The following is a 15542-nucleotide window of genomic DNA, read 5'->3' as shown; positions in this document are numbered from 1 at the left end:
AGGTCATTACCCCCAAACGACCCATCAAAAGAAATGAGATTGCTTGAGACAAGCGCTTTCTCAACAGCCCGCCTCGCGCGGGCTTTGTTTTTTAGGGTAGCTGTTCAGGTCGACGCAAAGCCAGGCTAACCGAGTTTGGAATCGATACGTACTGAAGGAGGCCATCCACTGTCTTCAATGCGAACAAGTGCCCAGCGCCATTTGCCTCGGTCTTGATCGCCTTGGCCGCCACGGCGTGGCCAAGTGTAAGTGGCCCTACAGCTTTTCGATCTGCCGGTCGATCGCTTTGCGCGCGCGTTCGTTGCGCTCGCTGTAGCGGTCGGTCAGGTAGTTGGCGCGGCCACGCAGCAGCAGCGTGAACTTGAACAGCTCCTTCATCACCTCGACCACGCGATCGTAATAGGCCGAGGGGCGCATGGGCCGGCCTCGTCGCACTCCTTGTAGGTCATCGGCACCGGCGACTTTTTTGCGATCGGGAACATGCCCATTCACCGCCCAGTAGATACAAGGTGTTGACCACATTGAAGGACTGTGAGCCGCCGCAGACTTGCATCACCGCCAGCGTGCGGCCTTGGCTGGGTCGGCTCGCGCCAACTTGCATGAGTTGGCATATGGTTATGGTGAAAGCGGCGCCGCTGAGCAGGGCTTTGGCGTAGCATTGACATACTGGCGCCGTGCGCCCGACCCGGCAATGATCGGAGATTCCAAGCGTAGTTCACTGCCAAGGAAATACCATGGAAACAGTGAAAGTCATCGACAATCTCTTGGACGACCAAGGCAAGCTGGTCTTGCGTGTCCTGCGCTCTGTCCTGATCCTGTTCCATGGCGTGTCGAAGCTGATCGGCGGTGTCGGCATGATCAGCGGCATGCTTGCGAAGGCCGGCCTGCCTGCCTGGCCTACCTGGTCTACATCGGCGAAGTGCTGGCGCCGCTGCTGATCCTGGTCGGCCTGTTCACCCGCGCCGCAGCCTTGGTGATTGTCGTCAACATGATCGTGGCCCTGCTGCTGGTGCACACGAAGCAGTTCTTCACGTTGAACGACACCGGCGGCTGGGCGCTCGAACTGCAGGGGCTGTACCTCGGCAGCGCGTTCGTGATCGCCTTGCTCGGCGCCGGCCGCTACAGCCTTGGCGGCGCCGGGAGGCGTTTCAACTGAACATCAGAAGTTGTAGCGTGCCGTCAGCATGGCGGACCGCGGCGCGCCCGGCAGGTTCAGGTTGGGCGAGCTGCCGTGGCCCGACACGATGTAGCGACGGTCGAGCAAGTTGGTCACGTTCAGCTGCAGCTCCAGTCCCGCGACCTGGTAGCCGACCATCGCGTCGAGCGTCATGTAGCCGGGCAGGGCGACGGTATTGCCCGGGTTGGCGAAACGCTGGGCCACCGCATTCAGGCCGGCCCCGGCGCGCCATTGCGACCCGAACGACCTGGTGACCCACAGGTTGGCGCTGTGACGCGGCGTGATCGTGGCGCGCTTGCCCTGGATGGGGACTCGCTTGATGACGTTGTCGCTGTTGTCCAGCGCCGGCGACGCCGTGATGCGCGCATCCAGGAACGCATAGCCGCCCCAGACCTGCCAGTCGCGCGTGACCTGGCCGGCCAACGTCAGCTCCAGGCCATCGGTGCGTTGCACGCCGATGGGCAGCAAGCGGTTCGTGACCGGATCGCTGGACTTGATGTTCGTGCGTTCGAGCCGGAACACGGATGCGGTCGCGGACAGCGCGCCGTTCAGGAAATCGAACTTGCCGCCCAGCTCGCGGTTGGTGGTCTGCTCCGGTGCGATGTCGGCATTGTTCGCGGCCAGCGCAAAGTTCTCGGCCGAGGGCTGGAACGATTTGCTGAAGGCGGCATAGTAGGACTGCGTGGTGCTTGGCTGGTAGACCAGGCCGGCGCGCGGACTCCAGGCGCGGTCGATACGCGCCAGGTTCGACTGGCCGACGCGGCGTTCGCGGGTCTCCTGCTCGAAACGGTCATAGCGCACGCCGACAAGGGCCTTCCACGTCGCGGAAAGCGATACCAGGTCCTGTGCATAGGCGCTGGCGGTATTCATGATGCCCAGATTGTCCGTCGACGGCGCCGCCGCGACCTTGAACGGGAGCACCGGCAGCACCGGCTGGAACAGCGAGACCGTCGCAATGCCGCTCTGCGAGCGGTTAACCTGGTCCTTGTGCTGCTTGCCGAATTCGACCCCGTACAGGAACTGGTGCGACATCCCGCCCAGCCAGGCCTTCTGCGTCAATTCGGTCTGGTTGAACCAGCCGTTTTCCGCGCGGCGCAGATTGGTGCGGTTGAGGGATGCGGTCAGCGCCGCCTCGTTGACGGCGCCCACCAGGGTGTTGTTGCGGTCGAGGGTGTAGTCGTAGTGGCGGAAGGCGTTGCGCAGGCTGACGCGGTCGTCGAAGTGGTGCTCCAGGGTGAAGCCATAGGCCGTCACCTCCGAGTGGGAATAATCGTTGTCGCGCGGTTTGGCCGCACCGTAGTAGGTGGAGGCCGGGACGTCGACCGGGCGGCCGTGATACGACGGGATGCCGAAGTCGGTCACGCGGCGGTCCGACAGATGTTCCGCCTGCAGCAGGAACGTGGTGGCCGGCGCCAGCTTGAACGACAGCGAGGGGGCGAGAGCATCGCGTTCGAGGAATTGCCCGCTGCGGTAGCTGTCCGCGCGTTCGACGGCGCCGGTGACGCGGAACGCCATATTGCTCGCGGCCGGAGCACGCGCCAGGTCAATTTCGGCACGACGTTGGCTCCTGCTGCCGAGCTGGGCCGTGATCTCGCTCTTGTCGATGCCGGGCTTCTTGGTGATCCGGTTGATCAGACCCCCGGACGAGCCGCGTCCGTAGAGCACCGATGCCGGGCCTTTGAGCACTTCGATGCGTTCGATGTTCGACAGGTCGCGGAAATACAGGGCGTCGTCACGCATGCCGTCGACGAACTGGTCCGATATCGCGGAAAAGCCGCGCAGGGTTACCTGGTCGCGCTGACCATCGCCGTGCGACAGGCCGACACCCGGCACGGACTTCATTGCGGCTTCCATCGACAGCACGCCCTGGTCGCGCAGCAGCTCCTGCGGCACGACGTTCACCGTTTGGGGAACGTCGCGCAGTGGCGCATCGAGTTTGGTGGCGCTGCTGGCGGAGGAGGGGTTGTACGCCGTCGAGACGGCGCGCGCTGCGGTGACCTGCACCACCTGCATGAACGATTCACGGGGCGGCTCGGTGCTCTGGGCAAGTGCCACACCAGGAAGTTGTTGCCCTGCGACTGCCGTGAGCAATGCCAATATTGTTTTGTTGGAAGTCATTTTTTCTCTCTTGTGGATGAATCGATCCTCGCATTTTCTAAATGCGAATTATTATCATTCGTATTATTGCATGTAGTAAATCGAATCCACAAGTGATCCCAACAGGAGAGCGATTGACGCAGCGCCAAGCCGTCGACTATTTATTACCATCCTGTAATCTTCCAGCGACACCAATGTATTGTCAGCCTCCTCAATCGTAAATTAGAATGATTCTCATTCAAGGGTCAGCAGACTTCGGTGCGTCGGTACCCAATGAATGTAGGCGGCCGTAAAGAGTCCAGCGACCCGCCGGCGGTATTCCCGCGTCCAATTTTGACTACAACCTTGAAACCATCCCAAGGAGATACATGAAACCGAGCGTCATCAACGCAGCGTTGGCGGCTGCAATCGTCATGGCCCCGATTGCGGGCCATGCCCAGGAAACCGACCTGGCGAAGCGTGTCGAGCAGCTCGCTGCCGAACTCGACCAGCTGAAGGCCGAACTCGCGGCCCAGCGTGCGCAAGCGGCCGCGGCGCCACGTTCCGCCGCGCCTGCCCCTTCGACCGCGCCAGCGCAAGCGATGACCAACGCGCCGGTGTCGGCGGCCTGGGCCACCCCGGCAGCCGCGCTTCGCGCCGACACGGTCTTTTCCGGCTACGGCGAAGTGAACTACAACCATCCAGTGCGCAACGCCAGTGCCTCGCAGGCCGATGTGCGCCGCGCCGTGATCGGCATCCAGCACCGCTTCGACGACAAGACCAAGGTCGTCGCCGAATTCGAGTGGGAACATGCGGTCGCTTCGGCCGGGGACCGTGGCGAAACGGAGATCGAACAGCTGTATGTCGAACGCGAATTAGGCGGCGGCATGCGCGGTAAGGCGGGCCTGTTCCTGATGCCGGTCGGCCTGCTGAACCAGACCCACGAACCGACCGCCTATTACGGCGTCGAGCGCAACTTCGTCGAGACCGCGATCATCCCGACGACCTGGCGCGAAGCCGGACTCGGGCTGTCGGGTGAGTTCGGCGATGGCTTTGCCTGGGACGCCGGCCTGACCACCGGCTTCGACCTGGGCAAGTGGGATCCGGCGTCCGAAGAAGGCCGCGAGTCACCGCTGGGCTCGATTCACCAGGAGGGGCAACTGGCCAAGTCGCGCGACCTGTCCCTGCACGGCGCACTGAACTGGCGCGGCTATCCGGGCCTGCTGGTCGGCGGCTCGGTCTTCACCGGCAAGGCCGGCCATGCCACGCCCGGATTTGCCGCCAATGACGCACGCCTGACCCTGCTCGACCTGCACACCCGATTCACGCCGGGCGCCTGGGACCTGTCGGCGCTGTGGGCCTACGGCCGCATCACCAACACCGGCGCGCTCAACGCGACCTTCGCCGGCAACCCGACGCCGGTTCCGAACAGCTTCGCGGGCTGGTACCTGCAGGCGGCCTATAAGCTCTGGCAGAACGCCGACTATGCGCTGAGCCCGTTCGCGCGCGTCGAGAGCTTCAATACGGCGCGCAGCTACGCATCGCAGCCGGGCGGCCTGGACGTGCCGGCGACGCCCTACGAGCACGTTGCTACGGTCGGCGCCAACCTGATGGTTGGCCAGGGCGTCGTGCTCAAGGCCGATTACCAAAAATTCCGCCAGGATAAGACTCGCGACCGGGTCAACCTGGGCGTCGGCTTCGCCTATTGATCGGATATCCGGAGGTGCCATGCGCTATGTTCCCCTGACCGTACTCACCGCTTGCGCCGTTGCCACGCCGGCGTTTGCAACGCAATATCTCAGCCCGGAGCAGACGCAGAAGCTGATGTTCCCCGAGGCCGACGCATTCCGTTCCCAGCAGGTATCGCTGGACGCGGCGCAGATGCGCCAGGTCGAGCAGTTGGCGGGACTGCCGGCACGCTCGGTCCAGTGGCGCGTCGTCGGTGCCTACAAGGGCGACGCACTGCTGGGCTACATGGTGCTCGACGACGTGGTCGGCAAATTCGAACTGATCTCGTATGCCGTCGGCGTCAACCCCGACGCCAGCGTGCGCCAGGTCGAGATCCTGTCCTATCGCGAAAGCCATGGCAGCGAGATCAGGCTGCCCGCATGGCGCCGGCAATTCGTCGGCAAGAGCGCCAGGAGCGGCGAGCTGCGGATCGGCGCCGGCATCAATAACATCAGCGGCGCCACTTTGTCCTGCACCCATATCACTGACGGGGTGCGCCGCATCGCCGCCGTGGCCCAGGTGGCGCTGGGCAGATGATCCGCCGCGCGCAGCCCTGGCTCGGCACGCTCGTCGACATCACGGTCGAGGGCGCGCCGGCTCACGATGTGGTGACGGATGCGTTCGCCGAGGTCGCGCGCCTTCACCGGCTGATGAGCTTTCATGACGAAGCCAGCGATATAGCGCGCATCAACCGTGCGGCGCCAGGTGAGCTGGTACAGGTGGATGCCGATACGTGGAAGGTCCTGTGCCTGGCGCGCCAGGTCACGGACCTGTCCGGCGGTACGTTCGACATCGCCTGTGCGCCCTACCTGGTCGACAGGAGAATATTGCCGGCGCCCTGGTCATCGAAGGAAGGGGAATATCCAACAGCGCGGCTGTCGGCCGAGGTGTTTGCCCTCGAGGGAGCGGATCGCGTCCGCAAGCTCGCGTCCGGCTGGATCGACGTGGGCGGGATCGCCAAGGGGTATACGGTCGATGCCGCCGTAGCGAGCCTGGAGTCGGCCGGTGTATCGGGCGGCTGCGTGAACGCGGGAGGCGATCTTCGTGTGTTCGGTTCGATGCATGCTCCGGTCGCGGTGCGTTCGCCCGCGGCTCCCGGCCGGGCGGCGCGTCATATAATCCTGCGCGGGGAGGCGCTGGCGACGTCAGGCAGTTACTTCTCGCAGCGCAGCCACCAGGCGCGTCCAGTCAGCGCCTTGCTCGATGCGCGCGACGGCAGGCCGCTGGTGTCGACCTCGAGCGCGTCCGTGCGGGCCGCCAGTTGCGCGGTAGCGGACGCGCTGACGAAGGTCGTCCTGGCGACGGGCGATTGCGCTCATCCCGCGCTCGCCGCTTTTGGCGCAAGCGCTTTTCTGAGTTGACCTTATGACCGGCATGACCAGCGTAACATCCGCACGACCCATTTCCTTCAAGCTCGAACGTTGGCAACGCCGCAGCATCTACGCATGCGGATTCGCCTTGCTGCTTTCCGGTGCGGCGTGGCTGGTGCTGCATTATTTCCTGCGCCCGGTGAGCCAGTTCGGCGAGTCGATCCATCCGCTCGAACCCTGGACCATGAAATTCCATGGCGCCGCTGCGATGGTCGCCCTGTTCCTGATCGGCAGCGTCCTGCACCTTCATATTCGCCGGGCAATCAGGGCCGGGAGAAACCTGGTCACGGGCTGGGCAATGATCGCGATGCTGTCGTTCCTGATCGTGACTGGTTACGGACTGTATTACGTGGCCGGCGAAAGCGACCGTTCTCTATGGTCCTTATTGCATTGGGTCCTTGGTTGCACTGCTGCCTTGATGTTCGTGGCCCAATCCTGATAGGACGCCGCAGCGTTCGCGCCTGACAGCCGGCGGCCGCAATGATCGGCCGCTTGGCAATTGCCCTCGCTACGGTGGTCGCTCCACTATGCCGCCCTGCTGCGGTGGTGAACCTCGATGGTCGTATGCACGATTTCTTCGTGCACGGCGAGCCAGTCACAAGATCAGCTATACGGGACAGCGTTGACAACAGGTTCTGATTGACGTACTTTGCGACCAGCCATGAAACTGACCCGCTTCTCCCGTTGGTGCGCCGCCGTGATCGCGCTGATCAGCTTGCTGTCCATGCAGCTTGCTGTCGCCGCGTACGTGTGTCCACAGCTGGCGGTTGAAACGACTAACTCTCGGGGCCAGGTCATGGTAATGGCTCAAGACCACGAGATGTCGTGTTGCGAGAAACCGGACCCGGAACAATCGGCCTTGTGTCATGCCCATGGGCAGGTCGGCAAACAATCGCTCGACAAGCCTGAGCCGCCGCCGGTCAAGCCCTTCATCGCGGTCGGATTGGTCATCTCCTTGCCTTTCGCCGACATGGTGGCCGCTGACGCCGGCGCACCAGTCCATCTCGCATCATTGGCGCGAACAACTGCGCCGCCCCTAGCCATCCGCAACTGCTGCCTCCGTATCTGACACTCCAGATTGCCTTGTTCGCCGTCGTGACGCCTCTCGCGCACGAGGTTCGGTTCAATGCTTTCTGGAGGTATCGTGTTCCCATTTCTTCATGTGCCCGACGCCGGGCACACTCAATCCTGTCCGCGTGGTGGGCGAGAGCGCCGTCGGCTCGTAGCTGCCGTTACCCTGATCCTGGCCGTCTGGTCACAGGGCGCACTCGCTGTTGACGCGCCGTTGTCCCTGGCCGAGGCCCAAGGTCTTGCTCTCGCACGTTCGCGCCAGCTGGTCGCCCAGGATGCCGGGGCCGCTGCCTCGCAAGATCTCGCCGTAGCAGCCCGGCAGTTACCTGACCCTGTCCTGCGTGTCGGCGTGGACAATCTGCCGGTGACCGGCACGGATCGCTACAGCCTCTCCAGCGATTTCATGACCATGCGTCGGGTCGGCCTGATGCAGGAACTGACGCGCTCCGACAAGCGCCGCCTACGCGCGGAACGCTTCGAGCGGGAGGCGGACAAGGCGCTGGCCGAAAAAGACAGGCTAAGCGCCGAGATCGAGCGCGACACCGCCCTCGCGTGGCTCGACCGTTATTACGCCGAAGCGATGATGGCCGTGCTCACCGAGCAGCGCGCCCAAGCGAAGCTTGCGATCGAGGCGGCCGAAGGTACATACCGTGGAGGGCGCGGCTCACAGGCCGACGTGCTGGCCGCGCGCGTGGCGCTGGGGGTGATCGACGACCGCGCGAGCGAACTCGATCGAAAGTTGCAGAACGCGACCGTGCGCCTCGAACGCTGGGTCGGTGCGGCAGCGCGGCAGCCGCTGTTCGGCCGGCCGGACATTGACAAGCTTCGGTTCGACCTCGCCACGCTCGACACCTCCAGTCTCGGCGCCCATCTCGTCCACCATCCAGAGATCGCCGTGCTGGGGAAGCAGGAGCAGATCGCGCAGGCCGAAGCCGACCTCGCCAAGGCTAACGAAAAGCCCGACTGGACGGTCGAGGTGAACTACCTGCACCGGGGACCTGCGTTCTCCGACATGGTCTCCGTCGGCGTGTCGGTGCCGCTGCAATGGGACCGACGGAACCGGCAGGACCGCGAGCTTGCGGCGAAGCTGGCCGCGGTGGAGCAGGCGAAGGACGAGCGCGAGGAGATGCTGCGCCAGCACCTGGGCGAAACACGTGCCATGATCAACGAGTGGCAGAACGACCGGGAGCGCCGCCAGCGCTACGAGCGCGAGCTGATCCCGCTTGCCGTGCAGCGCGGCTCCGCGGCGCTGGCCGCCTACCGGGGTGGCAAGGCCGGCATCGGCGATGTGCTGTCCGCGCGCCGCGATGAGATCGACCTGCGCCTGCAGGCGCTGCAGCTGGAGGCTTCAGCCGCGCAGCGTTGGGCCTACCTCAACTTCCTCTACCCATCGACCAAATCGATGCCCACGACGGTGTCCACGGAGCGCAAATGAACAGCACGAGCATGATTATTGCGCTCCTTGTCGCCGGTATCGTGGGAGCGGGCGGCTACAGCTTGTATCAAGCCGGGTTACACAAGGGTCAGGCCATGGCCATGCCAGGTCCAGCCGGTGCCACCGCGCCGGGCGATGTGAGCGGGACATCCACGAAAATCGATCCCGCCACTGGCCGCAAGGTGCTGTACTGGCACGACCCCATGGTTCCAGGCCAGCGCTTCGACAAACAGGGCAAGTCACCGTTCATGGACATGGAGTTGGTTCCCGTCTACGCCGACGATGCCGGCAACAGCGGCGGCATCAGCATCAGCCAGGGCATGCGCCAGAACTTGGGCATCCGTACGACCGAGGTGCGGAAAGGGAAGCTGGGCGCGACGGTCGAAGCGGTCGGGAATGTCGCCTACAACGAACGCGATATCGTGCTCGTCCAGGCCCGTGGTAATGGCTTTGTCGAGAAACTGTATGTGCGCGCCCCGCTCGACCCCGTGAAGAAGGGCCAGCGACTGGCGGAACTATACGTGCCGGACTGGGTCGCCGCACAGGAGGAATACCTGTCGGTGAAGCGCATGAAGCAGGAGCTGGGCGCAGCCGGCCTGCTCGACGCGGCGCGCCAGCGCATGCGCTTGGCGGGAATGAGCGAAGACCAGATCCGCCTCGTCGAAACCAGCGGCAGGACCCATCCGCGGCTGACCGTGACGGCGCCGATCGACGGCTTCGTCACCGAACTCGGCGCACGCGAGGGCATGACCGTGGCGAACGGTGCGCAGCTGTTCCGCATTAACGGGCTGCACACTGTATGGGTCAACGCGGAGCTGGCGGAGAACGTTGCGGCGCAAGTACGGCCGGGCACCGCAGTGCAGGCCAGCACACCGGCCCTGCCTGGCACGGTCTTCACGGGGAAGGTCGGCGCACTCCTGCCTGAGATCAACGCCGAGACGCGGACGATCAAGGCTCGCATCGAATTGGCGAATCCGTCCGGCGCCCTGGTGCCGGGCATGTTTGCCACCGTCAGCCTGCGGCCGGCGAGTAGCAGTGAGGTGCTGCTGGTGCCCAGCGAAGCCGTGATCCAGACCGGGAAGCGCAGCCTCGTCATCGTCGAGCAGGGCGATGGACAGTTCAAGCCGGTCGAGGTCGAACCCGGTGCGGAAGGGAACGGGCAAACCGAAATCCGCAGGGGCCTGGAGGCCGGCCAGAAAGTCGTGGCGTCCGGGCAGTTCCTGCTCGACTCAGAAGCCAGCCTGAAGGGCCTGGAAGCCCGTATGTCAGGCGCGGCGCAAGCTGCTGCCTCTGGACCTGCCCCAAGCACTGCAGCCGTCCAGACGCACCATGGCGTCGGCAAGGTCGAGGCCATCACCAAGGGCGAGGTCACCATCTCGCATGGGCCGATTCCGTCGCTTCGGTGGCCGCCGATGACGATGGGTTTCAAGCCTCCGCCGGCAGGGCTGCCGGACACCGTCCGGGTTGGCTCCAGTGTGTCCTTCGACATCCGGCCAACCGAGGACGGTAGCTACGAGATCGTGCGCATCGTCCCGGATGCGGGAGCGGCGAAATGATCGCGCGCCTGATCCGCTGGTCGATCATGAACCGCTTCCTGGTTCTGCTGGCGACGGCGATGTTGACCGGCTGGGGCGTCTGGGCGCTGGCGCGGACACCCGTTGACGCCTTGCCGGACCTGTCCGACGTGCAGGTCATCATCCGTACCAGCTATCCCGGCCAGGCGCCCCAGATCGTCGAGAACCAGGTCACCTATCCATTGACCACGACCATGCTCTCGGTGCCCGGCGCCAGAACGGTGCGCGCTTACTCGTTCTTCGGCGACTCCTTCGTCTACGTGCTGTTCGAGGACGGCACCGACCCCTACTGGGCACGCTCACGCGTGCTCGAATACATGAATCAGGTGGCCTCGCGCCTGCCGGCCCAGGCCAAGACCTCGCTCGGGCCGGATGCGACCGGCGTCGGCTGGGTGTACGAATATGCGCTGGTCGATCGTAGCGGACGGCACGACCTGTCGCAGCTGCGCGCCCTGCAGGACTGGTTCCTGAAGTATGAGCTGAAGACGGTGCCGAACGTCTCCGAAGTGGCCAGCATCGGCGGCATGGTCAAGCAATACCAGATCGTGCTCGACCCCGACAAGCTGCGCGCATACGGCATTCCGCACGCCAGGGTCGTCGAGGCCGTGCAGAAGGCCAACCAGGAAGCCGGCGGGTCGGTGCTAGAGATGGGGGAAGCCGAGTACATGGTGCGCGCGTCCGGCTACCTGCAATCGCTGGACGATTTTCGCAAGATCCCGCTGAAGACGGCCACGGGTGGCGTGCCGGTAATGTTGGGCGACGTCGCCCGCATCCAGCTCGGACCGGAAATGCGCCGCGGGATCGCGGAGCTTAACGGGCAAGGCGAGGTGGCGGGCGGTGTGATCGTCATGCGGTCCGGTAAGAATGCGCTGCAGACGATCGACGCCGTGAAGGCCAAGCTCGCGCAGTTGAAGGCAAGCCTGCCGGCCGGCGTCGAGATCGTGCCCACCTACGACCGCTCGGCACTGATCAAGAGTGCCGTCGCCAACCTGGAGCACAAGCTGATCGAGGAGTTCATTGTCGTCGCAGTGGTCTGTGCGCTGTTCCTGTTCCATGCCCGGTCGGCACTGGTGGCGATCGTGTCGCTGCCGCTGGGCGTGCTGGCGGCGTACATCGTCATGTATTACCAGGGCGTGAACGCGAACATCATGTCGCTCGGTGGCATAGCGATAGCGATCGGGGCGATGGTCGATGCGGCGGTAGTCATGATCGAGAACGCGCACAAGCACATCGAGGCGTGGAACCATGCCCACCCGGACCGGGAGCTGGCCAGCGGCGAGCGCTGGCGGGTGGTGGGCGATGCGGCTGCCGAGGTCGGCCCGGCGCTGTTCCTGTCGCTCCTGATCATCGTGCTGTCGTTCGTTCCCGTGTTCACGCTCGAAGCCCAGGAAGGGCGCCTGTTCGCGCCGCTGGCCTTCACCAAGTCCTACGCGATGGCGGCCGCCGCGGTGCTGGCCGTGACGCTGGTGCCGGTGTTGATGGGCTACCTGATCCGCGGCCGGATCCCGGCCGAGCAGAGCAACCCGCTCAACCGCTGGCTGATCGCGGCCTACCGCCCCTTGCTCGAACGAGCGTTGCGCCGCCCGAAGGCGACCCTGCTGGTGGCCGTGCTGATCGCCATCGTGACGATCTGGCCTTTGTCGCGCCTGGGCGGAGAGTTCATGCCGCCGATGAACGAAGGGGACCTGCTCTACATGCCTTCGGCGCTGCCTGGTCTGTCCGCCGGCAAGGCCGCCCAGTTGCTGCAGCAGACCGACGCGCTGATCAAGACCGTGCCGGAAGTGCAGACCGTGTTCGGTAAAGCGGGGCGCGCGGAGTCGGCCACCGATCCGGCTCCCCTGGAAATGTTCGAGACCACGATCCAGTTCAAGCCCCGCGAACAGTGGCGGCCCGGCATGACGCCCGAAAAGCTGGAGGCGGAGCTGGACCGCGTGGTAAAGGTGCCGGGATTGTCGAACGTCTGGGTGCAGCCGATCCGCAACCGGATCGACATGCTGGCGACCGGCATCAAGAGTCCGGTCGGCGTCAAGGTGGCGGGCGCCAGTCTCGACGAAATCGACCGCATCACCACGGCCATCGAGCATGCCGTGAAGCGCGTGCCGGGGGTGTCTTCCGCGCTGGCCGAACGGCTCACTGGCGGGCGTTATGTCGATGTCCAGATCGACCGGGCAGCGGCGGCGCGCTACGGCATGAATATCGCGGACGTGCAAAGCGTGGTGTCGGCGGCGATCGGCGGCGACAACATCGGCGAGACGGTCGAGGGCCTGCAGCGCTTCCCGATCAACCTGCGCTATCCGCGCGAGGTCCGCGACTCGCTCGAACAATTGAGGCAGCTGCCCGTGCTGACCGAGCGCGGCGCCAACATTCGCCTCGGCGACGTGGCGGCGATCCGCATCGCCGGTGGTCCGCCGATGCTCAAGTCCGAGAATGCCCGCCTGTCCGGCTGGGTCTACATCGACATCCGCGGGCGCGACCTCGGTTCGGCCGTGCACGACATGCAACAGGTGGTGGCCAGGGAAGTGAAGCTGCCGCCGGGTTACTCGATATCGTGGTCGGGCCAGTTCGAGTACCTCGAGCGCGCAGCCGCCAAGCTGAAGATCGTCGTGCCCGCCACGTTGATGATCATCTTCGTCCTGTTGTACCTGACCTTCCGCCGCGTCGATGAAGCGGCGCTGATCATGGCGACCCTGCCGTTCGCCATCGCCGGCGGCATCTGGCTGCTGTGGGCGCTCGGCTACCACCTGTCGGTCGCCAGCGGTGTCGGCTTCATCGCGCTGGCGGGCCTGTCCGCCGAGTTCGGGGTGATCATGCTGCTGTACCTGAAGACGGCGTGGGAGTCGCGCCTGAACGCGGGCCGCACCAGCCAGGCCGACCTGCTGGACGCGATTCGGGAAGGGGCCGTCATGCGGGTCCGCCCGAAGGCCATGACGGTGGCGGTGATCATTGCCGGCTTGGCCCCAGTCATGTTCGGGGCTGGCACGGGGGCCGAGGTGATGCAGCACATCGCTGCGCCCATGGTCGGCGGCATGATCACCGCACCACTGCTATCGATGTTCGTGGTGCCGGCGGCCTACCTGCTCCTGCACACACGGAGAATAGACGCCGGCCCGCGCGCCGCTGAAGCCAAGCGGGAAGAAGCGCGGCACATTAGCTGACCGCCCGAACCACAACTATTTCAACCACAATCACTACACGGAAAACCATCATGAAAACTTTGAGCATTGCGATCATCACCCTCGCGCTGACCGCCCCGACTGCCGCCTTCGCACAGGCGACCCAGATGGATGGTATGGCGATGGGACAGTCTGGCAAGGAAACGAAGGCGGCGGTGCACCAGGCTACCGGCGTCGTCAAAAACGTCGACGCGGGGAATGGCAAGGTGACGCTGGAACATGGGCCGGTCAAGACCCTGAACTGGCCGGCGATGACGATGACCTTCGGCGTCAAGGACAAGGGCTTGCTGGACAAACTGCGCGCTGGCCAGCGCGTTCAAGTCGAGTTCCAGGAGCAAGGCGGCAGCTACGTCATCACCTCGGTGAAATAAGGAGCCTGCCGGGCTACCTGTTCAAGGTTATCCTGGCGCCGTACTTCAAGCGCTGAGTCAAGCTGCCGGGCGGTGTTCAATACGATGGTGGAGATGGTGGTTAGCGAAATTTCGGCGGCAAAGGCGCCGTCCATGTGTAGCTCAGCCAAGACAAGATCGTTCGCCGCCAAAGGCACACGTTAGTCAAAAAGCTTGTCTCAAGAGAGATCAAGTCGTGTTAGTCACGGCCAATCGTGGCGGAGAGAAGCAAGCCGCCTGCGCGGCTTGCGTGGGGATTCGAATCGCCACTTCTGCCACCGCTCGCGGTGGCGCGCCGGAGGCGCAGCGCGCAGCGCGCAGCGTCAGCCGGTATCAAGTTAGCTATACGCCCAAGTCAGCTGGAAGTCCGCCCCGGCATCGCATAAAAAGCCCGCACCTCCACCCCCGCCCGGCAAGCCAGCGCCGCCTTCCGTCCCCACTCCAGCGCCTCATCCAGACTGGCGCATTCGAGCACCCAAAACCCGCCCACATGCTCCTTGGCCTCCAGATAAGGCCCATCGGTGAACTGTACGGCACCACCGGCCGGCCGGCGCACCGAGCGCGCCTCCGCAACCGGCCGCAGTCCGCCAACGAACACCCTGACCCCGGCCTCGATCATTTCGCGGTTGAGTGCACTGATCTCGGCGCGTACCGCTTCGCCTTCGCTGGCCGGGTCGAAATCATCGGGGTGGTGAATAGCAACCAGATACTGAGTCATGACATCTCCTTGTAAGGTAATAGGCCGATAGGCAGGCGATCCGCACCGCCTCATTCTATCGACGAGCGAGCATCCCGGTTTTCGACGCATCGACTCGACAAACCCCTGTCGCGGTGCCCAAACGGACCGGCTACAAGAAAGCGTGACGCTCGGGTGGGGCATCATGGGCATCGGCGCCTGCTGTTCATTCCGGCCGCGCAGCACACGCCGGCCACCGGGATGACGCGGATATGACGTTGATGCAGACCGCCATTGATCACGGTGGCGGCCTTCGACCGCAACGCCAGGCCAGGACCGGTGGCGAGTGTCGACCGCCGCGGCTAGCGCGGCCGCAGGCGCCGCTGGCTCTGCCGGCGCCGCTCCCGTTGCGGTGTCGCGTGCATCGCATGGGACGGCATGGCGCCGTTGCCGTCGATGCCGAATTCGATCACGCGGCGCAGCGAACGCAGCGTGACCGGCTTGGCCAGCACCGTGCTGTGGCCGGCGTGGTAGTGGGGGACGTGGCCCCGCTCGTCGAGCAGCAGGATCACGGGCGCCTGCGGTGCCAGCCGGGCGATCTCGCCAATGAAGGAGCGGCGGTCGTCCGCGTTGAAGGTGGTGTAGCTCAGGACCAGATCGAAGCGCACCGTCTGGGCGGTATTCAGGGCCGCACGCGGGCTGTCCGTGGTGGCCACGATATAGCCGAGCGACTTCAGCAGGGCAGAAATCTCTCCGCAAGCCACAGGGTCATGTTCTACGAGCAGTGCGCATCTCATTGGCTATCCTCCTCTCAGGTGGATGACGACGGCTCGCGCTAGTTCAACCGGAAAGTTGTAACATTTTTTCTCATCC

The 15542-nt window shown here is 64.6% G+C and carries 13 protein-coding genes and 2 pseudogenes; 10 read left to right on the top strand and 5 right to left on the bottom strand.

All coding sequences use genetic code 11. From position 1 onward, the window contains the following. Window positions 1-255: 255 nt before the first annotated feature. Window positions 256-592: pseudogene (locus ACI48D_RS04835) on the bottom strand (arsenical resistance protein ArsH); the annotation flags it as partial. A gap of 142 nt (window positions 593-734) precedes the next feature. Here ACI48D_RS04835 and ACI48D_RS04830 point away from each other — a divergent pair. Further along, a pseudogene (locus ACI48D_RS04830) lies at window positions 735-1156 on the top strand (DoxX family protein). Between the two features lie 3 nt (window positions 1157-1159). On the opposite strand, the gene ACI48D_RS04825 reads toward ACI48D_RS04830, so the two are convergent. Beyond that, window positions 1160-3295: a TonB-dependent receptor gene (locus ACI48D_RS04825; protein ID WP_435570077.1), complete on the bottom strand. Its 2136-nt coding sequence runs from the start codon at window positions 3293-3295 to the stop codon at window positions 1160-1162. A 347-nt stretch (window positions 3296-3642) separates the two neighbouring features. Here ACI48D_RS04825 and ACI48D_RS04820 point away from each other — a divergent pair, with 347 nt between their 5' ends. The 9 genes from ACI48D_RS04820 to ACI48D_RS04780 all read left to right on the top strand — a co-directional run bounded on the left by ACI48D_RS04820 (window position 3643) and on the right by ACI48D_RS04780 (window position 13975). After that, window positions 3643-4962 carry a hypothetical protein gene (locus tag ACI48D_RS04820; protein ID WP_435570076.1) on the top strand — a complete coding sequence of 440 codons (1320 nt, stop codon included), beginning with the start codon at window positions 3643-3645 and terminating at the stop codon, window positions 4960-4962. A 19-nt stretch (window positions 4963-4981) separates the two neighbouring features. Beyond that, window positions 4982-5518, top strand: a complete 537-nt coding sequence (locus tag ACI48D_RS04815; protein ID WP_435570075.1) for an FMN-binding protein — start codon at window positions 4982-4984, stop codon at window positions 5516-5518. After that, window positions 5515-6342 carry an FAD:protein FMN transferase gene (locus ACI48D_RS04810; RefSeq protein ID WP_435570074.1) on the top strand — a complete coding sequence of 276 codons (828 nt, stop codon included), beginning with the start codon at window positions 5515-5517 and terminating at the stop codon, window positions 6340-6342. The genes ACI48D_RS04815 and ACI48D_RS04810 overlap by 4 nt, the downstream gene beginning before the upstream one ends. A gap of 4 nt (window positions 6343-6346) precedes the next feature. After that, window positions 6347-6790 carry a DUF4405 domain-containing protein gene (locus ACI48D_RS04805; RefSeq protein WP_435570073.1) on the top strand — a complete coding sequence of 148 codons (444 nt, stop codon included), beginning with the start codon at window positions 6347-6349 and terminating at the stop codon, window positions 6788-6790. A 222-nt stretch (window positions 6791-7012) separates the two neighbouring features. Beyond that, window positions 7013-7420, top strand: coding sequence for a hypothetical protein (locus ACI48D_RS04800; RefSeq protein WP_435570072.1), 408 nt, complete (start codon window positions 7013-7015; stop codon window positions 7418-7420). Between the two features lie 93 nt (window positions 7421-7513). Further along, window positions 7514-8857, top strand: a complete 1344-nt coding sequence (locus tag ACI48D_RS04795; protein ID WP_435570239.1) for a TolC family protein — start codon at window positions 7514-7516, stop codon at window positions 8855-8857. Continuing rightward, the gene (locus ACI48D_RS04790; RefSeq protein ID WP_435570071.1) at window positions 8854-10413 is read left to right on the top strand and encodes an efflux RND transporter periplasmic adaptor subunit; all 1560 of its coding nucleotides are present in this window, start codon (window positions 8854-8856) and stop codon (window positions 10411-10413) included. Before ACI48D_RS04795 ends, ACI48D_RS04790 begins: the two co-directional genes overlap by 4 nt. Beyond that, on the top strand, window positions 10410-13586 hold the full coding sequence (locus ACI48D_RS04785; RefSeq protein ID WP_435570070.1) for an efflux RND transporter permease subunit: 3177 nt from the start codon (window positions 10410-10412) through the stop codon (window positions 13584-13586). The genes ACI48D_RS04790 and ACI48D_RS04785 overlap by 4 nt, the downstream gene beginning before the upstream one ends. Before the next feature lie 50 nt (window positions 13587-13636). Then, window positions 13637-13975 (top strand): copper-binding protein, encoded by a 339-nt coding sequence (locus ACI48D_RS04780; RefSeq protein WP_435570069.1) that lies wholly within the window; start codon window positions 13637-13639, stop codon window positions 13973-13975. Here the strand turns inward: ACI48D_RS04780 and ACI48D_RS04775 are convergent. From ACI48D_RS04775 to ACI48D_RS04765, 3 genes are all read right to left on the bottom strand, one after another. Further along, window positions 13951-14109, bottom strand: coding sequence for a hypothetical protein (locus tag ACI48D_RS04775; protein WP_435570068.1), 159 nt, complete (start codon window positions 14107-14109; stop codon window positions 13951-13953). The two genes, ACI48D_RS04780 and ACI48D_RS04775, sit on opposite strands and share 25 nt — an antisense overlap. 239 nt (window positions 14110-14348) lie before the next feature. Next, window positions 14349-14711, bottom strand: a complete 363-nt coding sequence (locus tag ACI48D_RS04770; protein ID WP_435570067.1) for a YciI family protein — start codon at window positions 14709-14711, stop codon at window positions 14349-14351. Window positions 14712-15031: 320 nt separating this feature from the next. Continuing rightward, a complete protein-coding gene (locus ACI48D_RS04765; protein ID WP_435570066.1) occupies window positions 15032-15466 on the bottom strand; it encodes a response regulator in 435 nt (144 codons plus the stop codon). Window positions 15467-15542 lie beyond the last annotated feature (76 nt).

It is taken from the genome of Massilia sp. LXY-6, from assembly GCF_051233485.1.
GTDB lineage: Bacteria > Pseudomonadota > Gammaproteobacteria > Burkholderiales > Burkholderiaceae_D > Telluria.
Note: the sequence above shows the minus strand (reverse complement) of the source record. Positions and strands in the feature narration are given on the sequence as shown.